The following is a 24,726-nucleotide window of genomic DNA, read 5'->3' as shown; positions in this document are numbered from 1 at the left end:
CTCACTAAATCTTAATTTTCTTTATGTTTATCAAGCGTAAAATATGTTCGCTCTTTTTCTTCTATTCGTTTTTTCAATCTTTCATGCATGGCTTCTTCATGTTCATGTACTTGTAAGTCATGTTTTAATTCTTCACTACATGCTGCACATAAACTGCCAGTCGTAATATGTTTACCACAGCGTTCACATGGATAAGCTAATTTAGGAAACTGTGATTGTCTTAACCGTTTTTCTTTTATAAATTTAATAATTAACTCTTCCTTAACACCAGTAGCCTCAACAATTTCAATTAAAGTTGCTTCTCGATTTTTACGTTGTTTTAAAAAATGATATACGATTTGAAATGCTTCTTCCTCTTCCTTAAAACACGCACGGCATATATCACGAATATCTTTAACAAATAACGCCCCACAACGCGAACAATTTGCTAATTCTGGCATATGTCATTCCCCTTAACATCATTATTGTAGCACAGGTATTAACCTCTGACTAACGTATATCCGTATACTTCAGGACAACCGTTATTTTTTAATAATCTAGCGGCATGACGTAATGTCGTACCTGTTGTATATATATCATCGACAAGAATAACCGGTTTGTTAATAGGCTCTACCAATTTAAATGGATTTTTTGTCTGCATGCGTTCATATCGTGTTTTTTTAGCTTGTTTTTCACTATGAAGCCGTTTAAGGATAGACGGTTGATAATATGGCAACAATCTTGCTAAAGCATCTGCTTGATTAAAGCCTCTCTCATGTAACCGCATTTCACTTAATGGAATAGGAACAATTATAAAATTCTTTAATTGTGTTAAAAAATGATTTTTAAAAACTTTGACAAACATCGGGCGAAAAGCATATACGAGTTCATAATCCCCCCGATATTTCCATTTTGCAATCATTTCACGCATCCGTTCATTATAAGAATAAACTGAGATATTAGCTGTTAATGGATCTTTACCAAGCTTTTCACTCCAATATTGACAATCTAGGCATCGTTCCATATCTGATTTGCGACTGCATTTTACACATCGTTTACCATTTAGTAACTCAAGTTCTGACTGGCAATCATCACATAGTGTTGTTCGTTCTACAAACGTAAATAAATGACGCCAAGAAGGTTGATAGATTATCGCTTGATTACACCATAAACAATCATTCATTTAAAACCACCTCGTTTATTCATCGCTTTAATTGCTTGAATTGCTTGTACCATCGCATTCGTTTTCCCATCATGGAAGAAAATAACATCACCATCTGGATCGTCTGGGCTTCTTCCTGCACGACCAGCAATTTGAACGAGTGCTGCTTCATCAAATACGTGATGTCCAGCGTTTAGAACAGCAACGTCAATCGCTGGAAAAGTAACCCCACGTTCTAGAATTGTCGTAGTAAATAACACATCTATTTTCTTTTTTCGAAATAAATCCACTTTTTCTTCTCGGTTTGGATCTTTAGAATGAACGAATGTGCTTCTTATTTCAGAATGTAAAGTGGTAAATGTCTGCTTTAATGCTTCAGCTATTTGGATAGTTGGAACGAAGACTAGAACTTGACGTTCACTATGCTCACGTGTAAAGTACCAACGTAAAAATGATTTAGGAAATTGTTTATGAGCGAGGTTCTTTTGCAATGATATAGTCAACTTCATTTGAGGAACGGGTAGTGGATGGTTATGATATCTTTTAGCAATAAAAATATGTGGTAAATGTTGATATTTCATTCTTTGTTTTTGGTCGTCTCTTGGGGTTGCTGTTAAATAGATCCTCGTACCTGAAGGCTTTAATGCACGCTTAGTCACAATCGGTAATGATATATCTTTATGATAAGGAAAAGCATCAATCTCATCGACTATGACAACATCAAAAGCGTGAATATAACGTAATAATTGATGTGTTGTCGCAATGATAAGTTGTGCTGAACCGGATTTGTCTCGACTTTCTCCGTATAATGCTTGGATCGATACAGTTTGAAAAGCCCGTTTCAATCGTGGAAATAGTTCTCTAACTACATCTGATCTAGGCGTTGCAATACAGAGGCGCATCCCTAACTGTAAAGCATATGTTATACCTTGAAATAACATCTCTGTCTTTCCAGAACCACACACAGCATGGATTAATATTTCTTTTTCCTTTAATTGAATAGCTGTTACAATGCGTTTTGCCGCTCGTTCTTGTTCAATTGTCAGCTTCCCCTTCCATGTACATGGTTGTTGATGGGTAGGCCAATTCGGTTCAGGACCATGCCATTCGTATAATTTTTCACAATCACTTACACGCCCCATTGTAATACATTTGCGGCAATAGCGATGTGTTTGATTGCATCGTGAACAAGGATACATTCCAAATAGAGACCGTTTTGTGTTGTGACAGCGTTGACATTCGTAATGAAAACCTTTTTTAATAATCGGTTGGATAGGGTGGAGTAGTTTCAGCTTGGTGAGAGATTGATATGTTTGGTGATTAACCGGGAGTTCTCTTTTCAAAAGACGTTTGCCAGCAAGTTGCTTGATTATTCGAGTAGGCAGCGAAAAATGGTTTTTCATATCGTTATGCGTCACCTCCGTGTAAAAATAGCCGCTAGGATGAACCTAGCAGCATTAATCATTCATATCATATAATAAATATAATCACTATGATTGCTTACTTCTGATACCAACTTATACCGATAGCACCCTCGCCGAGATGTGTACCAATAACTGGTCCGAAATAACTAATCGATGTTTTAACATCTGGATATTCTTGTTTAAAGCGTGCTTCAAGCTCACGAGCTGCTTTCTCATTATTACCATGAATAAACACAACTTCTGCCAATTGATATGCAGCAGCATCTTCCATCAGCATCGACATTATTCGATTAGTTGCCTTTTTACGTGTTCGGACTTTTTCAAACGGAACAATGACCTTATCTACAAAATGCAAAATGGGCTTTACTTGTAATAAATGACCAATTAACTTTTGCGCACCAGTTAAACGACCACCCCGATGTAAATTCGTTAAATCGTCTACCATGAAGTACGCTCGTATCGTTTTCTTTATATTGTCAAGCCGTTGAATAATTTCTTCAGGTGACTTATTTTCCTTAGCTAATCGAGCCGCTTCCAAGACATAAAAACCTTGTGCCATACAACTGAGTTCTGAATCATAAGGATATACTTTGAGCTTTTCAAACATTTCTCCTGCACCAGCTACAGCAGAATATGTACCACTAATGCCACTTGATAGATGAATGGAAATAACAGCATCATATTCTTTAGCTAACTTCTGAAATGTTTCAGTAATAGATCCAATAGAAGGTTGTGATGTTTTGGGTAATTCTTTTGCTTCTCTCATTTTGTCATAAAATTGTTCTGTAGTCATATCAATTTCTTCTCGATAAGCTTTGTCCCCAAAAACGACACTAAGAGGTACCATATGTATATCTAACTGTTTGCGGATTGATTCGGGAATATAAGCCGTACTATCTGTCATTACAGCTACTTTCATGACGTTCCCTCCTTTCCTGCTTCCTTTTTTTCATACCAATCTATTTTACACAAAATCTAATGTATATGCATGTAATCATATCCGACTTATGATTCCATTTTTAACCGACATCAACCCAGCCTCTCCGTATCGCAAGTACAACCGCATGTGTACGGTCTTTTACATTCATCTTTTGTAAAATACTACTTACGTGGTTTTTAACCGTTTTTTCACTAATATATAATGCGTCTGCTACTGCTTTATTATTTTTTCCCATGGCTACGAGTTGAAGAACTTGACACTCTCGCTTCGTTAATAGCAGTAATGGATCTTGAAAATCAGTTGTTGGGTCATTTGAGTTAGATGGCATTTCTTGCGCTAAGCGACGGTACTCTTTAACGAGATTATGTGTCACTTTTGGGTGTAAATAGGATCCGCCGTTTGCGACAACTTTAATGGCCTCAATAAGAGAATCAGAATCTATTTCTTTTAATAAATAACCTTGTGCACCAGTTTTTAATACATGCGTCACATAGTTTTCATCGTCATGTATGGATAAAATAATAATTTTAACATCTGGGAATTCCTCAACTAATTGCGATGTCGCCTGTACCCCATTGACATTCGGCATGTTAATATCCATCAAGACAACATCTGGTTGATGTTCTTTTACAAGTTCGTTTGCATTCGAACCATCACTACCCTCTGCAACAACTCTGAACTGCGGCTCGAACTCCAAAATCCGTTTAACACCTTCTCGAAAAAGTTTATGATCGTCTATGAGTACGATTTTTACAATTTCATTTGTATCCATTTCTCTACTCCCCTTCACATCTTTTGGAACTATCTCTACTATTATTTTGGACAAGGTATCCTAACGATGACCTTAGTGCCTTTGCCTGGTTTTGAATTTATTACAAGCTTGCCTGAGAGCATATCTACTCTTTCTTTCATACCAATAATTCCAAATGTATCTTCTCGTTTTTTGTCCATTTCAAATCCTTTCCCATTGTCTGTAATAACAGCAGTTAAGTATTCTTCTGTATTTTCAAATTTTACGTGGATCCATGTGGCATTTGCATGTTTTATTGAATTTTGAACGGCCTCTTGAATAAGCCGAAATAAAGTGACTTCATATTGGGTATCCAAGCGTTTATTTGAACCTAAATCAGTAAGGTCAATTAAAATATTATGAAATTCCGCCACAGTTGATAAATACTTATTTAATGTTGGAACTAACCCAAGGTCATCAAGCGCCATCGGTCTTAAATCATAGATAATCCGTCTAACATCATGTAGTGATTGTCTAATAAGTGAACGGACAATTTTTATTTCTTTTAATGCATCATCTAACGTTCGTTCACGCATTGTTTTTTCAACAAGTTCTGAGCGGAGTAAAATATTGGCCAGCATCTGCGCAGGACCGTCATGTATTTCTCGTGAAATTTTCCGTCTTTCTTCCTCTTGAGCTTGGATAATTTTAAGTCCGAACTTATGTTTTTCTTTTGCTTCTTTAATAATTTCATTGACTTGCTGAAAATCGTTATTTAAGTAATTTAAAACGACAGATACTTTACCTACCAATCCTTCTGCTCGATTAATCGTTCGTTCTAATGATACAATTCTTCTTTCTATTTCGTCTCTTTTTTGGCGTAGGGCTTTCTCTTCTTGGCGCAACATCAGAAGTTTTGTTTGTAAGTGGTGGGTTTTTTCATATACTTGACGGATTTCGTCTTCACTATATTGATCGAAGTATTTACTTACTATTGATAGTCTTTTTTTTGAAGCTTGCACTTCTTTAGTCAGTATTTCTTCAGCTTCAATATAATGCAATACTTTTTCCTTAGTCGTGTTTAATTCTAGGACTAGTTTCTCATATTCTGTACGGGCATCTTCACTAATTTGAAATATTTCATCTTTACTTTCTTCAACTACACCGACCATTTTATCAATAATATTATCTAAACTTTCTTCAATTGCTTTCATTACCATCTTCTAACACCAACCTATGTTATAATCATACCGAGAAACTATTATTTTTTATAGGGTCTAAAGTTCTATTTCTAAAGGACTACTGTGACCTTTTGTCACATTTTTTTAAAATGTTCGCTTGTATATTGCTGTATCTATTATTTTTATGCGTATGATGAGAGCTTTTAGCTATTTTCAAAAAAATTCTTAGCAATTTTTTCTATTACATATTATACCATTAAAGGAGAAGTTATGATGTTACCTAGCTATTTTACTGTGAAAAAAGAAGGATTCGATGAAATAATTATCCAGAAGTCCCGGTTTATTGGTTATGTTAAACGAGTTGAAACAGAAGAAGAAGCACAAGCATTCATTCAAGAAATTAAGAAAAAACATCATGATGCTACCCACAATTGCTCAGCTTATGTCATCGGTAAAAATGACCAAATCCAAAAAGCAAATGATGATGGTGAACCGAGTGGGACAGCTGGCGTTCCTATTTTAGAAGTCATAAAAAAGCAAAATTTGAAAAACACCGCAGTCGTTGTCACACGGTATTTTGGTGGAATTAAACTCGGAGCGGGTGGCCTTATTCGGGCATATAGTCGTACTGCTGCACAGGCAATAAAAACAACTGGAATTGTAAAAAGGCAACGTATGCAAGGCTTCTCAGTTACGGTTGAATACACACTTCTAGGAAAACTAGAAAACGCATTAAGAAATTCCGAGCATATCTTAGAGCATATTAACTATCAGGATAAAGTTGAGTTAATTGTTTACGTTAAAGAAGGTCATGAGGAATCATTTTTAAAGTGGATAACAGAACACTCTAATGCACAAGCAAATATAAAAGAAACTAACAAAAAATTTATTGAAATTGATGTTGAATCAACGAAAGAATAATATGTAGTAAAAGTGCAAGGAAGTGAATACCTTGCACTGTTTTTTTGGAATTCGTCTATCTATGTAGCATCTCTATTCATGTCATCAGATTCAGGGCAAAACCTGAAAACTTACGTCAAAGTTTCACGCTCACATATTTAAAACGGTGAGACTATCAGTTGAAGCTTCAATGTGGACTCTCGGGCAAAGAGAGACCGACGAGAATGAACGTTGAAGCTTCAATGTGGACTCTCGGGCAAAGAGAGACGGGCGAGAATGAACGTTGAAGCTTCAATGTAGACTCTCGGGCAAAGAGAGACGGGCGAGAATGAACGTTGAAGCTTCAATATGGACTCTCGGGCAAAGAGAGACCGACGAGAATGAACGTTGAAGACTCAATATGGACTCTCGGGCAAAGAGAGACCGACGAGAATGAACGTTGAAGCTTCAATGTGGACTCTGTAGCGCAAATAAAAACGTTCCTTATATTTTTACTTTAGATAATGCGGCTTCATCAGCAATAATTGTTACATTAGGGTGTTTCTGCAGGACAGATGCTGGAACTTTTTCAGTGATTTCTCCGTGAATAACCTGAGCAAGAATTTCTGCTTTCTTTTCTCCAGAAGCAAGTAATAAAATCTTTTTGCTATCCATAATAGTGGCAATTCCCATTGTAATCGCTTCGGTTGGAACATCATCAATTGAATGGAAAAAGCGCGCATTTGCCTGTCGTGTTGATTCATCTAATTTAACAACATGTGTGCGACTCGTAAAAGGCGTGTTTGGTTCATTAAAACCGATATGACCATTTAATCCAATTCCCAAAACTTGAATATCTATTTGCCCTGCGTTTTTTATTTTCTTTTCGTATCGTTCGCATTCAGCAGCGATATTTTCAGCTTTTCCATTCGGAAGAGCGGCATGAGTTGGTGGGATATCAATATGCTTAAATAGCTTATCGTTCATATAATAATAGTAACTATTTTTATCCGACTTATCTAAACCTACATATTCATCAAGATTGAATGTTTTAATTTGTTTAAATGAAACTTCATGATTTTTATATTTTTCTATCAAGCGTTTATATAGTCCTTCTGGGGTAGAACCGGTAGCTAAACCTAAAACCGCTCTTTCATTAGATTTCATTTCTTTAACTAGGATATCACATGCTTTCTCACTCATCGCTTCATAATCCTTAACTTTAATGACGTGCATTATTTACCATCCCTTTCGTACGCGATGACACCTCGGCAAATCGTATATGAAATGTCTAACATATCATTAACGAGTAGAATATCAGCATCTTTTCCAGTTGTTAAACTACCTTTACGATCAAAAACAGATAGTTGTTTAGCAGGATTAACCGATGCCATCTCTATAATATGTCGTAGTGTAACTCGGTCTAATTTTAACATATTTTGGGCTGCATTGTACATTTTCAAAATACTGCCAGCAAGTGTATCATCGTGAAGAACAGCTCGGTCGTTTGTTACTTTAACAGGCTGCCCTCCTAACTCATAATCACCAGGGGGGAGACATTTGGCACGCATGGCATCTGTAATGAGCATCAACCGCTCACTCCCCATTTGATCGTAAATAAGTTGCATCATTTCATCAGATACATGAATTCGATCAGCAATCAACTCAGCACGTAAATCATTTAGTAAAAGTGCTGCACCTACAACACCAATGTCGCGATGATGAATGCCACTCATCGCATTACAAATATGTGTTACTTGACGTACACCGTACTTTACAGCTTTTTTCATATCATGAAAGGTCGCTTTGGTATGACCTGCTGAAACGTTAACTCCTTGATTTGCTACATGGGAAATAAATGAGCCGTCTTGATCAAGCTCTGGTGCCATTGTAATTGTTTTAATTTTCCCCCCTGATTGTTGTTGCCATTGGTCAAATTGTTCAATACTCGGATTCATTATATGTTCTAATGGTTGTGCACCTTTTTTACTTTTCTCAATGAATGGTCCTTCTAAATGCACGCCGAGTACTTCGGCATAGCCTTGTTTATTCGGATAGTGAGCTATATTTTCTAAAGCACGTGAAATGTTTTCTTTAGATTGAGTAATCGTTGTTGCTAAAAAACTTGTTGTTCCCTCTGCTGGTAACGTTTTGGCAATTGTATCAATCGCTTCTTCTGTTGCATCCATCACATCACGACCATTAGCACCGTGTATATGACCATCAATAAACCCAGGAATCGCATATAAACCTTGGCCATTAATGACTTTAAAAAATGATGGATATGTCGCCATAGATTGTTCGCTTTGTAAGATTTGTGATATTTTCCCATTTTCAATGCGTAATGTGCCATCTTTAATCACATCATTTTCTGTATATATATGAACATGTTTAATAATTAACGCTTGATTGTGTTCCAATTTAAAAATCCTTTCCATTTATTTATATTCATTTTGACATCAATAAGACGAAAAAGACTAATGATTATAATTAAGCACATAATCAGTAGTCTTTTTGTATATTTATTATGAATCCATAACATCTGGCATATGCTTTTGGTGACGGCTCATCTGCTGGTCATGATCAGATAATTCGTATATCATCGTTTCTATCATTTGTTCTGCACTTTTAATTTTGTCATTTTCTGTATCTATTATTAATTTCTTTAACATCTGTTTTAAGTTCTCGCGTTCTATCATACTTTCACCTTCTTCATATGATACGCTCGGCATGACGAGCCAAAACACTTTAACGAAAGATTAAAAGAATTATATCATAATATGATTAGAAAATGTACATTTTCACTGAAACTTCCTATATCTTTCACATCTTTGTCTTGTTATTTTGTCCTTTTCTATAATATATGAACCAAATGAGTAAAGAGGCAATTAAAACACCGATACTATCAATGATGACATCACCAAAATAGGCTGTGCGATTCGGGGTGAAGCTTTGGTGATATTCATCTACAACAGCATATGCGACAGATAATAAAAAAGCCACACATAATCTTGGAACAAAGGCTAACTGGGTTGTTCTCAACAATGCATAATAAAATAATAGCATTAAAATAAAAAACACTGTTACATGAGCGCCTTTACGAATGATAAATTCAATAAATTGCTCAATGCCTAACGCTTGCACACTAATTTCTTTATGATGATATGTAAAGTGAATCCATGATAGATAAGGTTCTAGAAAAGATACATCAATCCATTCAGCCATCATCGGTTTAATATCTTGCTTTTCATAAGGTTGTGATGATGCGTAAAAAATAACTCCCATCCAACTAATAGGAAGAAGCCAATATGCCATTTTCACATATATCACCTTTATTCCAATTAAACGATTATAAATATTTTGTTACACCATGTCTATCTTAACATGTTTGTGACTTTATACACTTTATTTTTTTGATTTTTTTTTATATACTATATCCAAAGCCTTCGAGGGAGGAGTTCGGTTGAGAAAGCTATCCATTTTATTAATTATAGGCGGAATTATTTTTCTAGGTGTCGGTGGTTATCAACTCTATCAAACGAAAATGAATGAAAAGCAAAATTTAAAAGAAGCTAAATCATTATTGAACAAAAACGATCAAAAGAAGAACACTAATTCACTGGATTCGAACTTCCCATTAGACTTTAATCCTTCAACTGGTGAAACAGTTGGTATTTTAGAAATACCTAAATTAGAGTCTGAATTACCAATTGTTGAAGGAACAGATGAGGATGAATTAGCACAAGGTGTTGGACATTATGCAGGTACAGCCTTTCCCCTACAAAAAGATCAAATCGTTCTATCAGGCCATCGCGATACTGTTTTTCGTCGCATGGGCGAATTAGAACTAGGAGATATCTTAACGTTACAATTGCCTTATGGGGAATTTTCTTATGAAATCTTTGAAACGAAAATCGTCGATGCTAATGACCGTTCAATTATCGTTCCAACAAAACCGAATGAAGTTCTTACAGTTACTACTTGTTATCCTTTTTCTTATATAGGAAGCGCACCAGACAGATACATCATCAACGCACGCCCTGTAGATCAAAAGAAAACAAAACAGAAAGCAAAAAAGAAAAATGGCGACTCGAAATAAGAGGGGGGCATTCGAATGCAGTCAAGAGTTAAACAAATAAAATGAAAGAAAAAAAGTTGAAAAAAGGTGAACTTTTAATATTAATCTCATCCTTCTACTATTAAGTGGAGGATGTGTTTATTATGTATGGGATAAAATTAGCGATACAGTAGAAACAATACATTCGAATTTTCACAAGTGGAAAACATTTTATAAAGGCAACATTCACCTTAATGGAGATGACGCTTTAAATGATATAAGAATGCACAAACATGGTCCACGTGGTGATATGGAACGGAATGAACGACAAGTTGTTGCGTTAGTGATGAAAAAGGGGACAAATGTAACAAATATGACGAAGTTCGCTGAAATGATTGATATTTTGGAACATCATGTTGAAACAAATTTAGACCAAGCGCAAATGAAAAAGATTTTCACACGCTATCGCCACACAAAAAGATCGTTAGTATACTAGAGATAAAGGGGAACGTCCAAATCATAAATAGTACTTGGTATTATGTTGTTCCTGACAACAATTAACAAAGATCAATTAAAAATAATATGAAAGAAAAATAAATGAATAGGCTTGCATTCAAAACGAGGGGGAAATAGATTATGAAGCGTGCCTTACTGATATTTGTATTATTGGCCATAGCAATGATGAGCGCTTGTTCCGATAATAACATATCATCTCCTAATGATCGCTTTGATGAATATGTATCAGCTTGGGAAAAACAACAATTCGATAAAATGTATGCCATGTTAACTTCAGAATCAAAATCGACATACCCTACTGAACAATTCATTGATCGCTATCAAAAAATTTATCAAGATTTACAGATTACAGATCCTAAAATCACTTTTAAAAAGTTAGGGAAAAAAGATTTAAAAAAAGCAAAAAAAGATGGAAAAATAACGATTCCTTTTCAAGTTGAACTAAATAGTGTCGCAGGTCCTATTACTTTTAATTATAATGCTTCATTTATTCAAGAGGTTGTTGATAAAGAAAAAAGTAAAAAGGATTGGTTTCTAAAATGGGATCCTGGATTTATTTTCCCAGACATTAAGGACGGTTCTGAAATTGGTTTAGAGATTGTCGAACCAGCTCGTGGTGAAATATTAGATCGGAATAAAATGCCTTTAGCTCTGAATGGAATCATGGTGGAAATTGGAATTATCCCTAAAAATTTAGGGCCTCATGCAGAAGAAAACAAACAACGATTAGCTAACTTATTAAATATGTCGGTTGAAATGATTGATAAACTTCTAGACCAAAACTGGGTACAGCCAGAGTATTTTGTACCAATTAAAAAGGTGTCTGTAGAAAATGAAGCCCTTATCAATCAAGCTTTAATGATTGAAGGCGTTACAAAGCGAGATGTAACTGGAAGAATTTATCCAGGTGGAAAAGCGACAGCCCACTTGGTCGGTTATATTAGTCAGGCTACAAGAGAAGAGCTTGAAAAGTTAGATAAAAGTCGTTATCGACCAGGTGATATGATAGGTAAAAGTGGACTCGAAAAATTATTTGAGGATCGACTAAAAGGTGAGCGTGGTGCTAAAATATTTGTCAAAAAAGGGGAAACAGAAAAAAAGGTCATAGCTGAAAAGCCTGTTAAAGATGGTGAAAATATATCCATTACGATTGATATTAACCTTCAAGAACGCATTTATAATTCATATAACGGTGCAGCTGGAACAGCAGCTGCCATTCATCCAAAAACAGGGGAAACACTCGCTCTTGTCAGTAGTCCTGCATATGACCCGAATGAAATGGTATATGGGATTAGTCAGGAAAAATGGGATGCTTTACAAAATGATCCGAATAAACCGTTATTAAACCGTTTTGCAGCAACATATGCTCCAGGTTCAGTTATTAAACCTATTACAGCTGCAATTGGTATCAAAAATGGAACACTTAAGCCTGAAGAAGGGCTCACAATTAATGGACAAACATGGAGTAACGGAAAAGGTTGGGGAGATTATAAAGTAAGACGCGTGTCAACAACAAATGCTCCAGTTGATTTAGATGATGCTCTTGTTCGGTCTGATAATATTTATTTTGCTATGCAAGCCGTTAGAATGGGGTCAAAAGCCTATGTTAAAGGTCTTAAAGAATTCGGAGTCGGCGAGAAGTTTCCATATACTTATCCGATTCAAGATTCAACGATTTCCACAAGCGGTGATATTGATCATGAAGTATTACTAGCAAATACGAGTTACGGACAAGGTGAAATTGAATTTAGCTCACTCCATCTCGCGACAGCTTATTCTGCTTTTCTTAATGAAGGCGACATCATCCAACCGACCTTACTACTATCTGAAGAAACGGGTCAAGTTTGGAAAGAGAACGTATTAGCGAAAGAAGATGTTAAATTCATCCAAGATGGACTGCGACACGTTGTTACAAAAGGAACCGCTCGAGCTATTAACAATGCCAAAGTAGATATATCTGGAAAAACTGGTACAGCAGAATTGAAAGTATCAGCCGATCAAAAAGGTGATGAAAATAGCTGGTTTATTGGTTATCCGACTAAGAGTCAGGACTTTATCATTGCGATGATGATGGAGAAAACACAAACTAAAGAGAGAGGTATTGTCACAAAAAATGTTGCAGAAATCATTGAATATGTAAATAAAAAAATAAAGAGTCATGAATAAAAATGATTGATAACAGCTCAAACAACAAAAATATAAGTGTATCGGAAATAAGAATATTGTAATAGCGTTTAAAAAAATATTTAGAAGTTAAGTAGTCGATTTTAAAATGGGCTACTTAACTTCTTTTTTTACAATCATTGGTGATTTGTCCAGTCCCTTTAATGATTTAAAGATGTTTTACCAATTCTAAAAATAAGGCTTTATCTCTCTCATCTAATGCTTGATCAATTCGACGCTTTAGATTCATACGTTCTAATTCATAAATCATTTGGTCAATTTCATCGTTCTGTTCAAGACCAACTTTAGATAAATTAAAATAAGGTTTTACAATGAGGTGTAAATGGAAGATAAAATCTGGATAGGTGATTAATTCATACATCGTTTTATAAATAACATCCTCACCATTTTGGAAAGCAAATTTAGCTCGTATATTTTCAATCGCTTTCGTATGACGATTGACTAATATTTCATTTGCTTCCAATGGTACAAATTGATAGACCTGGTTATCAATTAAAAGTGAAAAATATTGATATGCTAATACAACGTGGACCATTTTCTTATCTACCTTTAAATAATAAGGCCTAAGCATTTTAACGGTAATCATCTTTCATTTCCTCCCCTATCAATTTTTAGGGTGCCACGTTTTAATCGTATTTTAATCAACTACATGTCATTCCAAGTTGCAATAAAGCCACTGACATAGCGTGGCTTCTTTAAATAATTTGAATGAGATGACATCTCTTTTATTAAACATTACGTAGATAATTTCTCTATTTCACGTAGTAAATCATCCGCTATTCTTATCACATCTGTTTTATTAAACTTAAAACGTTCTTCCCGATTTTCCAGCATTTCTCCTGCATCTTTGATGAACTGCATACCACGTTTCATATGTGCTTGATAAATTTCAGTTACTTCTTTTATCTGCATCACATATTGTTCATCAGTGCCCTTCTTTACTGTCTCTTCGTACATGTCGATCATTTCTTGGCCTTCTCGTCTTGGAAAATATTCATGGGGGTCTGTGCTATCAAAAATACAGAAATCAAGTTCTGGTACGAGTACCATATCAATGCTATCTGGATCAAAACTACAATGATATAATTCAACGTCATACCCATGCGCTTCACACGCCGCTAAAACTTTTTTCATCAATGTTGACTTTCCTGTTCCTGCTCTTCCCTTAATAAAATAACTATGACCCACTCGATTTAATAATTCTGGTACGACATTAACAACACCATTTTGTGTATTTGTTCCAAACAGTCGGTGATAAACATGTGCTTTTCTTTCCAATTTAGGAACATCATGTAAAATTTTTTCTATAAGTTGGGTAGCGACTTGATCTGCCTTTGTAAAGTCCATCTGTCTAATAAAAATTTCTTCCAATTGATCATGGACAGATAATCCTATTCTAAATTGTTCATATGCTTCTTCCATTTTCTTATCATAGTTTTTGCAAAAACGCACACCCTCTTCTTCACTTAAGTATGAAAACATGCCATATTGCGATAAATCGTACTCCGTATATTCACGCTTAAGCGGGACTGACACATCTTCTGTCAATATCGCAATAGACTTTTCACGAATAATAAGCCCATCTTCATAGTCAGTGCCTGAAGAACTACATATGATTTCAAGTGGAGATTTCATGTTTAATTTTTTACTCATTTGATTTAACACAGCGGTTTTTAAACGAAGTGAAGGATGCTTTAAGACAATGATATGTTCTAATTCAGTTACATTAGACGGTAATAGATTAATAAAACCTTTTCCAGTATGACCTGTGACATAGTATAAATGTTTCTTCAATATAACACATCCTTTTTCTACATTATCCTTATCATATTCTATGTTACACAAAGAAAGCATGTGACTGGAAATCGTATGCTTATAAATCCGTTTTGTTATAAAGTAACATATTTCCCTTTCGTCGCTCAATACAAAACATTCAAAAGGGAGAAGTATAAGTTCAATATGTACGTGGAAACCACATTAAAATGAAAAAGTAGAGAAACATAAGAATGATATATAGTCAATTTCAAATCGGTTTCTTAAATATTTTAATCTTCTTGTATAAATGGCTGTAAATCATTCGATATGGCATCCATTTCTGAAATAGCTCGTTCAATAATTTCCATTAATTGCTCATTCACTTCTGCTTCGATCGCTGCATCTTCAATCTTTATTGTCTTTAATATATCATTAGCATGTTGCTCCAACTGTATAATGCGTCGTTTTTTTTCATTTTCAGTAAATATATCGATCCGTTCTTCCGCTTCAGCAATCGTCTTTTGTAACTCATTTTTTATTCGGTTCATTTGCTTTTCTTGCTCTTTTAAAATGGTCGTTTCAATCGCTTCAATAGACTCGTCTTCCTTTCGCTCAAACCAGTCAAATAATAATGAACGAATCTCTTCATCAGCAAAAACGACATGAATGCCGCCACCTATTAATAACAACATGAAAACGGTCATAACGAATAATTGGATTTGCTTTTTTAATTTTTGTGGCCACATCAGATCCTCCCTCCTTAGAAATAAAGGGGCAACTAAGTGCCCCTATCATTTTAGTTAGTCAAGTCAGAAACGAGCTGATCCATCGCTTGCTTTGCTTCATTTTCCATCTCAGCCGCTTTCTCTACGATTGCATGCTCAATTTCAGCAGTGTAACCATTAATGATTGAGCGAACTTCACGACGTAGCTCATCAACCTTATGATTGATACGCGTTTTTAAATTTGACACCAATACATCTGAACGCGTATTTACTTCAGATTCAATCTCAGATTTCGCCTCTTCAATAGCTGTTTCTAAATCAGAAAGTGCTTCATTTTTAATAGCGGTTAACTCTACTTCGATATCAGTCAACGTTGATTCACGTTTACTTCCAAAATGATCACGAAGATCGGATTGCACATATTGTGACGCTTCAGAACCTAAGCGTTCAATTTCTTGAACACCTTCTACAAATACTTGAAAGAATTGTAAATCCATCCCATCTAAAATTTCCACTCTTGCGTCATCTAATGAATCTAAGTGAGCATCTTTAGCCGCACGAATTGCTTTCGTACTTCTTCCTATTTCATATGCTTTTTTTCGATCAATCATACCTTCAGCATGAGATTTTTCATCAGCGTATTCATCTAGTAAACCAGGCATTAGACTTTCGCCATATTGATTCGCTTCATCCATTGCAGAATCGACTTTCTGATTAAATAAACGATTATACCAATCTCTTAACGCTTCTCCTGCATCAGTATTTGCTAAAACGAACGTTAAACCTGAAATAATTGAAAAAGCTAATACACCAGCGATAACTTTCTTCCTTGTTAATTTAAATAATTTCATTCATCATCCCTCTTCCTTAATCGTTTAATAACTCACGTAAAAAATCAGTCACTCCCTCATTGATGTTACGCTCAATCTCAATTTCTTTCTTTTTCTCAAATGCTTCGAATCGAGTATATTCAAATAACTTTTTCTTATCATTATTTAGCTGTTCGATATAAGAGTCCTTATTGTATAAGAGCTTTTGCTTTACCTTTTCTAGGACAGATTCTATCGCAAATATGTCTTGATTTCGTAACGCCTTTTCATACTCTTTTTGTAAATCAATCATACGGCTTGTCCAATACTCATTGACAACATCTTTTGAAAACTCATTTGTTTGCGGCTTACTTAGACTTTTCGTTGTGTTTGAAATTCCATAAACGGTCGTTCCACCTAAAATAACTATTATGATGATGAAGCCAATTATGCCCCCTCGTTTCAACATCACCTTACCTTCCTTTCTTAAAATTGACGATTCAGATTCACTTATATTCTGTAATACACGCTTGATGTCATTTCAAAAGACGTAGACCGTATAACAAATCATGATGTCAGAAAAATCCAATTTCAATATCATCGTTTAAATTATATTGAATCTATTTAATTTTGTAAATAATTCTTAAGTAACATTTATTACTTTTAAAACATAAAACTGGTTTTTTTTTACCATTTTACTTGTAGTTCTTTAGACCCTTGTACATATGACTTTGGATAAATTAAATTGCTGCATGTCACTAAGCTATGAAAAGTAGAAGCATAGACTCTATATTCAAGAGGGTTAAACTGTTACGTTTTTTGACATTTTCATCATGATAAATACAAAATAAAAAAGGATTAGGATAACAAATTTTGTTACCCCAATCCTCTTTGTTCATAATTTGCAGCTTTTGCGGCTAATGATGTGCAAGCCTTCTAAATATAATAAACACATATTTTTATAATAAGAATCATTATTCAAGTTCAGTAACTTTTCGAATCTCTTGTTCCATGGATGAGTGACAAAGTGGACATTTCGGTTTATCCGCAAAGCTTAAAGAGTCACGCATCCAGCCATTGCACTCATCGTTTGTACATACCCACACTTTTGTATCTACTTTTCGCAATGGTTCTTTTCGTCCACGAGAGAAAGCCATAATTAACATATCCCCTTTCAAGGTTCTATATCTATTATACGCTTTTAAGCAGAACTTTAAAAGAGACGCTCTAATTCAGCTATTCTTTAGGACTATTTTTTACATTTCGATCAAAAAGCGCAGTTGTTATAAATGGTATGAATAAAATAAATAATAAAACAAAAAATAATAAGTGAATATTAAAGTAGTCAACGATAAAACCACCAAGAATCGGTCCAGTCATTCGACCTGCTGCGGCTACACTATTAATAAAACCTTGATAAAAGCCAGAACGCCCTGGCGGCGCCAAATCATTCGCAATAGTCGGTATAGCGGGCCATACGAGCATTTCCCCAAAAGTTAATATCGCCATAGCAACAGCAAACATAATAAATTTTTCAGAAGCCATGGTTAACATAAAAGACAGTAAGAAAATAGCGTTCCCTACATAAATATATGTTTTTTGTGACTGCCATTTAAATAGTTTCATAAGCGGTTGTCCAGCGACTATCAAAAAGCCATTGATTGCCCAGAGCATGCTATATTGCTCTAGTGGAATACCAATATCTTGAGTATGTGACGCAATCGTCGACTGCCATTGGCTATATGCAAACCAAATGACAAAAAAACCAACGGATAAAATAATCAATGCTGTAAAGCGAGATTTATCCGCAATTTTACCTTTCTGTTCAATAACAGTTGTATGCATATGACGATCTTTAATTTGCTCCATCCCTTTAAACGTCAATAAAACAATTAAGAAAAATAAAAAGAAGAAGATTGCATTCGCAATAAATATATAGTTAAATGAAATACTTGCTACGTAACCACCAAATGTTGCACCGAGCGCAACGCCTAGATTTTGAGCAACATACATCGCATTAAAGGCTCGTCTTCCACCTTCTGGCCAAACAGAACCTGCTAATGCAAACATGACAGGCCATGTCGCACCACTTCCCAAACCGATTAATATTAACATCATGGAATACGGTACAATGCTATGATTAAATGATAGAAAAATCGCAGCGAAAAGCGATAATCCGGTTGAATATATTAATGTTTTATAAGCGCTAAAACGATCGAACAACATACCACCAATTAAGTTACCGATTATCGTCGCACCTTGATTTAACATTAAAATAAAGCCAGCAAATGCCAGGCTTTTTCCTAGTTCATTATGCATATAGATCGTATTTAATGGCCATAAAAAAGAAGCACCGATAACATTAATTGTAATCGATACAGCTAATAACCATATATATTTAGGCATTCTATCATCTCTTTTCTGCACTTCTATCGTTAGTTTATCAATTGTAATATATTTTCTAAACCATATCAATCATTACATTTAAAATAATAGATTAAGGATATTTGTTATATTTTTATATATGTCATACTTTTTATTTTTGTGATATACTATTTACATAATAAACTGTTATATCACAGAACTTATACACTTTAATTTACGGAGGGGAATTTTATTATGCTTTCAGCAACATGGAACTGGTTATGGGATAAACATGATCAAGTAAAAGACACAGTTCGTTTTTTTACAAAAGGAGACCCGACATCAGCGACACAAATGGCAACTGGAAAATCGATTGATCCGATTCGCAAATCTAATAATGGGAATAACAATCGAAAATATAAACCGATTCAATTTATTGGATTAATGACAGGCCCACTTTTTTTTGCTTTAACATTACTATTTTTTTCACCAGATGACCTTTCTCAAGAAGGAATTGCCGTATTAGCTAGTACAATTTGGATTGCGATTTGGTGGATGACTGAAGCAATTCCTATTCCAGCTACATCATTACTCCCAATAATTTTGTTTCCGCTTACAGGTGGACTTGATATGGAAGCAACGACTTCATCATACGGTAGTGGAACAATTTTTCTTTTTATGGGTGGTTTTATGGTTGCTTTAGCAATGGAAAAATGGGATTTGCATCGTCGAATCGCTTTAAGTATTATTTCTGTTATAGGTACAAACACTGATCGAATTGTGCTCGGATTTATGGTCGCAACAGGGTTTCTATCGATGTGGATTTCTAACACGGCTACCGCTATGATGATGGTTCCGATAGGTCTTGCTATCATTTACCAAATTTCCGAATCCTTAAAACACGATCCATCTATAGATACATCTAAAGAAAATTTTGGATTTGGAAAAGCTTTAATGTTAGCGATTGCTTATTCCGCATCGATTGGCGGAATTGCTACTTTAATAGGAACGCCACCCAATGCTGCTCTAGCAGGTGTTGTTAAGGAGTTATACAATTTTGAGCTATCTTTTGCAACATGGATGTTATTTGGGGTACCGATTTCTGCTATTTTCATCTTTATTACATGGATTTATCTTGTGAAAATAGCCTATCCACTTAAAGTGAAAGAAATGCCAGGTGGACGTAAAATCATTGCCAAAGAAATGAAGAAACTAGGTAAACCATCTTATGAAGAAAAGGCCGTCTTTATCGTTTTCTTATTAACGGCCTTAGCTTGGATTACACGCTCATTCCTTTTAGTAAAAATTTCTCCAAATATAAGTGATGCTATGATTGCTATGATGGCTGCTATTGTCTTATTCATTATTCCATCAAAAAATAAGAAAGGGGATTTTCTACTCGATTGGGATACGGCAGTTAAATTACCGTGGGGAATTCTCTTATTGTTCGGTGGTGGGTTAGCCATTGCCGCGGGCTTTTCTGACTCAGGATTGTCTGAATGGATTGGAAGCCAACTACAAGCACTTGAAGGTGTGAATACACTTATCGTTATCTTAATCGTTACTGGTCTTGTTATTTTCTTAACAGAGGTGACATCAAATACAGCAACAGCAAATATGATGTTTCCAATCATGGCTGCCTTAGGAATAGCACTCGGTGTTCATCCATTTGCTTTCATGGTTGCCGCTGCGGTAGCTGCATCATGCGCCTTTATGTTACCAGTAGCAACACCGCCAAACGCAGTTGTTTTCGGTTCTGGTTACTTACGTATTCCTGATATGGCAAAAGCAGGGTTTGTATTAAATATTATCGGTATCTTCCTTGTCACAATTGCTGTTTATGTTCTATTGCCAATTGTTTGGGGAATTGATTTAACTAGTATTCCAGAAACATTTAATTAATTATTTGCTAAAGTAAAGAAGTGTCCATTAAGTCCGATTGACTACTGGACACTTCTTTTATTGTTTCATTACCGTTTAGTAAGCATGGTACTTTTTAATTACTAATTGAGTAAAGAGCACATAAATTATTGGAACAAGTCCCGAGACAAGTATTAAACCTTCCCAGCCTAAAAAACTCCACACAGGACTAAGTAATGTACTACCAGACGCCACGCCAATATAGTAAGCAACTAAGTAAAGACTCGCTGCACTTCCTTTATGATGTGTCGCTTGTTCACTCACAGTCGTTGCAGTTAAGGAATGGGCAATAAAAAATCCGAGACATAATACACATAGGCCAAAAACAATGATATATAGTGATGAGCTTAGTGTCATAAAAGCACCGATAGATAATACAATAATAGCTATGATACGCATCGGTGTTAATTTCATATATCCTACCATCCATCCTGCTATTGGAGAAGCAATGACTCCTATACTATAAGCAAAAAATAAATACGAAATAAACTTCAATGATAAATTAAAAGGTGGTTCTTGTAAATGAAATGGCAGATATGTCCACACACCGGTAAAAGATAATTGCAGAACCGTGCCTAATCCGAAAATAACGAGTAAGCGTGGGTTTTTCAAATGATGAGCAAATCCGATAAAGTCATGCTTAATCGGTAACTTACTAGGATTAAAAAAACGTGATCTAGGTAAAGAAATGAAAACGATGATAAAAATGCCTAGTCCAATTGCACCAAGTAAATAGAATGCTATTTGCCATGAATAATAATCAGTCACATAGCCAATGAAGACGCGTCCGGCCATCCCGCCTAAAGCATTGCTAGAAATATAAAGTCCTGTTGCTACCCCTACACTTTTTTGATCCATTTCTTCACTTAAATATGCTAGCGCACTGGCGAGTAATGCTGCTGCTAGAATGCCTTGGAAAAAGCGCAATGTCATAAACAAAGCATATGATTGTATTTGCGGAATCAATATAAATGGAATAACAGTACCTATTAAAGATAATTTAATAAAAATTGTACGTCCAAAACGGTCTGATAAAAATCCAAATATAACTAGTCCTATAATAAGACCAATAATGGTTAAAGATAATAACAGACTTGAGGCAGATACAGAAATACCATAGTCTTCAACAAACAACGGCAAAAGAGGTTGAATAGCATAAATGGAAGCAAAAATAAAAAAAGACGCCAGTGCCAGACTGATAGAAATCTTCCAAAAATAAACATCTCGTAACGTATATCGTTGACCTTGATTCAAGATATTACACATCCTATATTATGCTCTCTTCCATTTTAATATACCATAACTTAACCATAGCTGCTCTCAAACAAGCACAAACACTTTACAGTGTGATTAAGGGAAACATAACTCATATTAGACATATCAAGGCGTTTATTGAAATGTTCTAACATAGATGCCATTTGAGTGAAAAATAAAAGGATGGATTTATCACAATGGAATCCATCCTTTTTTCACCGCTAATAATGCTGCGCCTGTACGGTCTCGAACACCGAGTTTCCGTATAATCGAACTGACATGATTTGTCACGGTATTTCTAGATATGTATAAATTCTCAGCAATCGTACAATTTTTATGCCCTAAAACTAATTGTTCGAGGACATTCCATTCCTGTTCTGTCAATAAACCACTTGGACGCTCCGATTGATCTAATACCTTTGACTGATAAGCTTGAAATAATAGTTCCGACCACTCAGGGTGGACATAAGTTCTTTCATTTAGCATCATTGTAATGGCTTTGATGATTTCATTAATTTCCATTTCTGAATATAAATAGCCTTTCAGCTTTAAACGAAATAATTCTTCTAATCGTGCTTGACTCAGGTGGTGCATATTTACAGCAATATTATTGCAATCACCGTAATATTCAATTACTTTTTTCAATAAGGGCTCATCAACAATGATTAAGTCATACATGTCTTTTTCGCCCTGTAATAAAAAATCCCTACTATAAACGTGAAATGTACAATCTTTTAATTCGTCTTGCAAAATATTAGCTATTCCTTTTGCACTAATTAATATGTTCGTAATAATCGCAATATGATACAAGGTCCTCAACTCCCTTCTATATTATGCGACTTTTTTAATATAATAGCAATAAGCCTAATAGCCTATTTTTTCCCATTACATTTTAATATGAGTGTTTTACAATCGGTATATTAGAAATAGAGAAATATAAGTAGCTTTTCAATATATAAAGGTCATCAAAGGCAGATAAAACAGAAGAATTCATTTTATGTTTTATCTTCTTTGATGAATGTAATTGCTTCACGGGTTGTATCTAAATATTTAATAACTCGTTCATATTGCATTGATGCTACACTCATAAACAGTATATCGATAATATGTAGCTGGGCTATACGTGAGGATGTTGCTGCACTTCGGAACGTTGCTTCCCTTGTTGCAGAAGTATATAAGCAAATATCAGCATTATTCGCAACGGGAGAGGGACCGTATCGCGTCATGCTTATCGTTGTGACATCGTTTTGCTTTGCTAACTGTAATAGTTTACTCACTTCGTATGTCTCACCCGAAAATGATATCCCAACAACGACATCGTTCGGGCCTTTATTAGCAATGGCTGTTGCTCCCATATGCACATCTGAATAAGAATTAACATTTTTATTTATCCTTAAAAATTTCTGTTCGGCATCTGAAGCAGCAATGTACGAAGCACCGTTACCGACGAAAACAATGGACTCCGCCTTTGTTAATGCAATAGCCGCTCGTTCGATGTCCTGAATATTTAAAATATCCTTCGTCTCTTTTAATGTTCGAATCGTATTCGTCGTTACTTTATCAATAATCGCTTGGCAATTTTCATTCGGTTCAATATCCCGATAATCAACAACAGATTGCTGTTGAATATCACCTGCAACACGCAGTTTTAACTCTTGAAACCCACTAAAACCTAGTGATTTACATAAGCGAATGACTGCGGCACTACTTGTATCACTTTTTTTGGCAAGTTCACTTGTCGTCAAGACAATAGCTTCTTGAGGCTGTTGTATGATATATTGCGCAATTTTCTTTTCCGATGGTGGTAACTGTTCAAACATTTCCTTTAGAATAATGAGTCCACCTTTTAAATATGCCATCAGCTATCACCTACTTTTAATGATTGTTTTAAATGGTCAATGATACGATTTGAAACTATTGCTTGATGTCCATACTTTAAAGCGCCGATAACTGAACCACCGACAGGAGAGATCCGTGGTAATAATATAGTTAACCGTTCTGTCTTTGATATGATCTTTTCTTTTATCATTACTGGTAAAACGGTTTGATCATGAAACATCCCACCGCATAAAACAACAGGAGTGGACTTGCTTTTTGGAAATAACTTATTCGATAATGTTAAAATACTCGTCACCATATCATCAGCTGCTTCGTCCATAATATGTTTTGCAACAGAGTCATTCTGTTTGTATGCTGTAATAACTATTTTCGCTACAGGAGATATTTCATTTTTCGGTACAGGTGCTTGATAAATCCTATCTATTAATTGTCGTGTTGAATTAACTTGAAAATGGTTGAGTATTAATTCTAATAATATCGTTTCTTCTCCACGACCATCAGCAGCATAAAGTGCAGCAATAATCCCCTTTCTACCAATATCATAGCCACTGCCCTCATCACCAAGTAAATAACCCCATCCACCTATACGGTCATGTACACCCGCTTCGTTCACACAGTATGTAATTGAACCTGTTCCACTAATTTGCACAATTCCTGCCTCTCCATACGTACCAGAATAAAGTGCATTAATTGTATCAGGTTCAACATAGGTTGTAACGGTTTTAGGTAGCTCATTTGTCATAAGCTGTTTGACCTTGTATCTGGCATATTCGCTTCCTGCTCCAGATAGGCCAGCGAAAACAGTTGAAACATGTTTAAAAGCTTGTGGATGTTTTTCCTGTAATACTTGAAATAGTGTATGAAAAGTACGTTGTACTTCTTTTTGAGAAGTCGTATTTATATTTGTCGGTCCTGCTTTTACAATATCAAGTACATGCCCCACTCGATCTGCTAGAACGGCCTCTGTCTTTGTACCACCACCATCAATACCTATTACATAAACCAAAT

Annotated in this window: 26 protein-coding genes; 5 read left to right on the top strand and 21 right to left on the bottom strand. The window is 35.2% G+C overall.

Annotated elements, in window-relative coordinates:
* Positions 1 to 11 precede the first annotated feature (11 nt).
* The 6 genes from HNQ35_RS01845 to HNQ35_RS01820 all read right to left on the bottom strand — a co-directional run bounded on the left by HNQ35_RS01845 (position 12) and on the right by HNQ35_RS01820 (position 5,455).
* Entirely contained in the window at positions 12 to 440 is a 429-nt protein-coding gene (locus HNQ35_RS01845) for a TIGR03826 family flagellar region protein (protein ID WP_146934484.1), read from the bottom strand.
* Between the two features lie 38 nt (positions 441 to 478).
* Positions 479 to 1,162 (bottom strand): ComF family protein, encoded by a 684-nt coding sequence (locus HNQ35_RS01840; RefSeq protein ID WP_146934487.1) that lies wholly within the window; start codon positions 1,160 to 1,162, stop codon positions 479 to 481.
* A complete protein-coding gene (locus HNQ35_RS01835; RefSeq protein ID WP_146934490.1) occupies positions 1,159 to 2,544 on the bottom strand; it encodes an ATP-dependent helicase ComFA in 1,386 nt (461 codons plus the stop codon). The genes HNQ35_RS01840 and HNQ35_RS01835 overlap by 4 nt, the downstream gene beginning before the upstream one ends.
* 97 nt (positions 2,545 to 2,641) lie before the next feature.
* On the bottom strand, positions 2,642 to 3,484 hold the full coding sequence (locus HNQ35_RS01830) for a fatty acid kinase binding subunit FakB (protein ID WP_146934493.1): 843 nt from the start codon (positions 3,482 to 3,484) through the stop codon (positions 2,642 to 2,644).
* A gap of 100 nt (positions 3,485 to 3,584) precedes the next feature.
* Positions 3,585 to 4,277 carry a response regulator gene (locus HNQ35_RS01825; protein WP_146934496.1) on the bottom strand — a complete coding sequence of 231 codons (693 nt, stop codon included), beginning with the start codon at positions 4,275 to 4,277 and terminating at the stop codon, positions 3,585 to 3,587.
* A 41-nt stretch (positions 4,278 to 4,318) separates the two neighbouring features.
* Positions 4,319 to 5,455 carry a sensor histidine kinase gene (locus tag HNQ35_RS01820; RefSeq protein ID WP_146934499.1) on the bottom strand — a complete coding sequence of 379 codons (1,137 nt, stop codon included), beginning with the start codon at positions 5,453 to 5,455 and terminating at the stop codon, positions 4,319 to 4,321.
* Between the two features lie 234 nt (positions 5,456 to 5,689).
* Here HNQ35_RS01820 and HNQ35_RS01815 point away from each other — a divergent pair, with 234 nt between their 5' ends.
* On the top strand, positions 5,690 to 6,337 hold the full coding sequence (locus HNQ35_RS01815) for a YigZ family protein (protein WP_146934502.1): 648 nt from the start codon (positions 5,690 to 5,692) through the stop codon (positions 6,335 to 6,337).
* A gap of 462 nt (positions 6,338 to 6,799) precedes the next feature.
* On the opposite strand, the gene nagB is transcribed toward HNQ35_RS01815, so the two are convergent.
* The 4 genes from nagB to HNQ35_RS01795 form a co-directional block, all read right to left on the bottom strand.
* Positions 6,800 to 7,531, bottom strand: a complete 732-nt coding sequence (nagB, locus tag HNQ35_RS01810; RefSeq protein ID WP_146934506.1) for a glucosamine-6-phosphate deaminase — start codon at positions 7,529 to 7,531, stop codon at positions 6,800 to 6,802.
* The gene (nagA, locus tag HNQ35_RS01805) at positions 7,531 to 8,715 is read right to left on the bottom strand and encodes an N-acetylglucosamine-6-phosphate deacetylase (protein ID WP_246118007.1); all 1,185 of its coding nucleotides are present in this window, start codon (positions 8,713 to 8,715) and stop codon (positions 7,531 to 7,533) included. The genes nagB and nagA overlap by 1 nt, the downstream gene beginning before the upstream one ends.
* 105 nt (positions 8,716 to 8,820) lie before the next feature.
* A complete protein-coding gene (locus HNQ35_RS01800) occupies positions 8,821 to 8,994 on the bottom strand; it encodes a hypothetical protein (protein WP_170226539.1) in 174 nt (57 codons plus the stop codon).
* 124 nt (positions 8,995 to 9,118) lie between these two features.
* Positions 9,119 to 9,610, bottom strand: a complete 492-nt coding sequence (locus HNQ35_RS01795) for a VanZ family protein (protein WP_146934512.1) — start codon at positions 9,608 to 9,610, stop codon at positions 9,119 to 9,121.
* A gap of 148 nt (positions 9,611 to 9,758) precedes the next feature.
* Between HNQ35_RS01795 and srtD the strand changes: the two genes are divergently transcribed.
* The 3 genes from srtD to HNQ35_RS01780 all read left to right on the top strand — a co-directional run bounded on the left by srtD (position 9,759) and on the right by HNQ35_RS01780 (position 13,034).
* Positions 9,759 to 10,394: a class D sortase, LPxTATN-specific gene (srtD, locus tag HNQ35_RS01790; RefSeq protein WP_146934515.1), complete on the top strand. Its 636-nt coding sequence runs from the start codon at positions 9,759 to 9,761 to the stop codon at positions 10,392 to 10,394.
* A gap of 79 nt (positions 10,395 to 10,473) precedes the next feature.
* Entirely contained in the window at positions 10,474 to 10,848 is a 375-nt protein-coding gene (locus HNQ35_RS14490; protein ID WP_375790472.1) for an LCP family glycopolymer transferase, read from the top strand.
* A 140-nt stretch (positions 10,849 to 10,988) separates the two neighbouring features.
* Entirely contained in the window at positions 10,989 to 13,034 is a 2,046-nt protein-coding gene (locus HNQ35_RS01780) for a penicillin-binding transpeptidase domain-containing protein (protein WP_146934523.1), read from the top strand.
* A 166-nt stretch (positions 13,035 to 13,200) separates the two neighbouring features.
* On the opposite strand, the gene HNQ35_RS01775 is transcribed toward HNQ35_RS01780, so the two are convergent.
* The 7 genes from HNQ35_RS01775 to HNQ35_RS01745 form a co-directional block, all read right to left on the bottom strand.
* On the bottom strand, positions 13,201 to 13,638 hold the full coding sequence (locus HNQ35_RS01775) for an IDEAL domain-containing protein (protein ID WP_146934526.1): 438 nt from the start codon (positions 13,636 to 13,638) through the stop codon (positions 13,201 to 13,203).
* Between the two features lie 149 nt (positions 13,639 to 13,787).
* Positions 13,788 to 14,846, bottom strand: a complete 1,059-nt coding sequence (locus HNQ35_RS01770) for a hypothetical protein (RefSeq protein ID WP_146934530.1) — start codon at positions 14,844 to 14,846, stop codon at positions 13,788 to 13,790.
* Positions 14,847 to 15,097: 251 nt separating this feature from the next.
* Positions 15,098 to 15,553, bottom strand: coding sequence for a hypothetical protein (locus HNQ35_RS01765; RefSeq protein ID WP_146934535.1), 456 nt, complete (start codon positions 15,551 to 15,553; stop codon positions 15,098 to 15,100).
* A gap of 50 nt (positions 15,554 to 15,603) precedes the next feature.
* Entirely contained in the window at positions 15,604 to 16,383 is a 780-nt protein-coding gene (locus tag HNQ35_RS01760; RefSeq protein ID WP_146934538.1) for a hypothetical protein, read from the bottom strand.
* A 16-nt stretch (positions 16,384 to 16,399) separates the two neighbouring features.
* Positions 16,400 to 16,810 (bottom strand): hypothetical protein, encoded by a 411-nt coding sequence (locus HNQ35_RS01755; protein ID WP_146934541.1) that lies wholly within the window; start codon positions 16,808 to 16,810, stop codon positions 16,400 to 16,402.
* 505 nt (positions 16,811 to 17,315) lie between these two features.
* On the bottom strand, positions 17,316 to 17,498 hold the full coding sequence (locus HNQ35_RS01750; protein ID WP_146934544.1) for a cold-shock protein: 183 nt from the start codon (positions 17,496 to 17,498) through the stop codon (positions 17,316 to 17,318).
* 79 nt (positions 17,499 to 17,577) lie between these two features.
* Entirely contained in the window at positions 17,578 to 18,747 is a 1,170-nt protein-coding gene (locus tag HNQ35_RS01745; RefSeq protein ID WP_146934547.1) for an MDR family MFS transporter, read from the bottom strand.
* Between the two features lie 213 nt (positions 18,748 to 18,960).
* Between HNQ35_RS01745 and HNQ35_RS01740 the strand changes: the two genes are divergently transcribed.
* Positions 18,961 to 20,607, top strand: a complete 1,647-nt coding sequence (locus HNQ35_RS01740; protein ID WP_146934550.1) for an SLC13 family permease — start codon at positions 18,961 to 18,963, stop codon at positions 20,605 to 20,607.
* Positions 20,608 to 20,682: 75 nt separating this feature from the next.
* Here the strand turns inward: HNQ35_RS01740 and HNQ35_RS01735 are convergent, their stop codons facing one another.
* The 4 genes from HNQ35_RS01735 to HNQ35_RS01720 all read right to left on the bottom strand — a co-directional run bounded on the left by HNQ35_RS01735 (position 20,683) and on the right by HNQ35_RS01720 (position 24,724).
* On the bottom strand, positions 20,683 to 21,879 hold the full coding sequence (locus tag HNQ35_RS01735) for an MFS transporter (protein ID WP_246118008.1): 1,197 nt from the start codon (positions 21,877 to 21,879) through the stop codon (positions 20,683 to 20,685).
* A gap of 192 nt (positions 21,880 to 22,071) precedes the next feature.
* Positions 22,072 to 22,689 (bottom strand): response regulator transcription factor, encoded by a 618-nt coding sequence (locus HNQ35_RS01730; RefSeq protein WP_146934557.1) that lies wholly within the window; start codon positions 22,687 to 22,689, stop codon positions 22,072 to 22,074.
* Between the two features lie 185 nt (positions 22,690 to 22,874).
* Positions 22,875 to 23,738, bottom strand: a complete 864-nt coding sequence (locus HNQ35_RS01725; RefSeq protein WP_146934560.1) for a MurR/RpiR family transcriptional regulator — start codon at positions 23,736 to 23,738, stop codon at positions 22,875 to 22,877.
* Positions 23,738 to 24,724: an N-acetylglucosamine kinase gene (locus HNQ35_RS01720; protein WP_146934563.1), complete on the bottom strand. Its 987-nt coding sequence runs from the start codon at positions 24,722 to 24,724 to the stop codon at positions 23,738 to 23,740. Before HNQ35_RS01720 ends, HNQ35_RS01725 begins: the two co-directional genes overlap by 1 nt.
* Between the last annotated feature and the right edge of the window lie 2 nt (positions 24,725 to 24,726).

Source organism: Cerasibacillus quisquiliarum, assembly GCF_014202495.1.
GTDB lineage: Bacteria > Bacillota > Bacilli > Bacillales > Amphibacillaceae > Cerasibacillus > Cerasibacillus quisquiliarum.
This window is presented reverse-complemented; position numbering and strand designations above follow the sequence as displayed.

Bases quoted from the DNA above. Each gene is read 5' to 3' on its own strand.
- HNQ35_RS01765 (WP_146934535.1), bottom strand. From the start codon at position 15,553: ATGTGGCCACAAAAATTAAAAAAGCAAATCCAATTATTCGTTATGACC.
- HNQ35_RS01820 (WP_146934499.1), bottom strand. From the start codon at position 5,455: ATGGTAATGAAAGCAATTGAAGAAAGTTTAGATAATATTATTGATAAA.
- HNQ35_RS01745 (WP_146934547.1), bottom strand. From the start codon at position 18,747: ATGCCTAAATATATATGGTTATTAGCTGTATCGATTACAATTAATGTT.
- HNQ35_RS01750 (WP_146934544.1), bottom strand. From the start codon at position 17,498: ATGGCTTTCTCTCGTGGACGAAAAGAACCATTGCGAAAAGTAGATACA.
- HNQ35_RS01795 (WP_146934512.1), bottom strand. From the start codon at position 9,610: ATGGCATATTGGCTTCTTCCTATTAGTTGGATGGGAGTTATTTTTTAC.
- HNQ35_RS01725 (WP_146934560.1), bottom strand. From the start codon at position 23,738: ATGGCATATTTAAAAGGTGGACTCATTATTCTAAAGGAAATGTTTGAA.
- HNQ35_RS01825 (WP_146934496.1), bottom strand. From the start codon at position 4,277: ATGGATACAAATGAAATTGTAAAAATCGTACTCATAGACGATCATAAA.
- HNQ35_RS01835 (WP_146934490.1), bottom strand. From the start codon at position 2,544: ATGAAAAACCATTTTTCGCTGCCTACTCGAATAATCAAGCAACTTGCT.
- HNQ35_RS01740 (WP_146934550.1), top strand. From the start codon at position 18,961: ATGCTTTCAGCAACATGGAACTGGTTATGGGATAAACATGATCAAGTA.
- HNQ35_RS01840 (WP_146934487.1), bottom strand. From the start codon at position 1,162: ATGAATGATTGTTTATGGTGTAATCAAGCGATAATCTATCAACCTTCT.
- HNQ35_RS01830 (WP_146934493.1), bottom strand. From the start codon at position 3,484: ATGAAAGTAGCTGTAATGACAGATAGTACGGCTTATATTCCCGAATCA.
- HNQ35_RS01760 (WP_146934538.1), bottom strand. From the start codon at position 16,383: ATGAAATTATTTAAATTAACAAGGAAGAAAGTTATCGCTGGTGTATTA.
- HNQ35_RS01780 (WP_146934523.1), top strand. From the start codon at position 10,989: ATGAAGCGTGCCTTACTGATATTTGTATTATTGGCCATAGCAATGATG.
- HNQ35_RS01755 (WP_146934541.1), bottom strand. From the start codon at position 16,810: ATGTTGAAACGAGGGGGCATAATTGGCTTCATCATCATAATAGTTATT.
- HNQ35_RS01815 (WP_146934502.1), top strand. From the start codon at position 5,690: ATGTTACCTAGCTATTTTACTGTGAAAAAAGAAGGATTCGATGAAATA.
- HNQ35_RS01775 (WP_146934526.1), bottom strand. From the start codon at position 13,638: ATGATTACCGTTAAAATGCTTAGGCCTTATTATTTAAAGGTAGATAAG.
- nagB (WP_146934506.1), bottom strand. From the start codon at position 7,531: ATGCACGTCATTAAAGTTAAGGATTATGAAGCGATGAGTGAGAAAGCA.
- HNQ35_RS01800 (WP_170226539.1), bottom strand. From the start codon at position 8,994: ATGATAGAACGCGAGAACTTAAAACAGATGTTAAAGAAATTAATAATA.
- HNQ35_RS01845 (WP_146934484.1), bottom strand. From the start codon at position 440: ATGCCAGAATTAGCAAATTGTTCGCGTTGTGGGGCGTTATTTGTTAAA.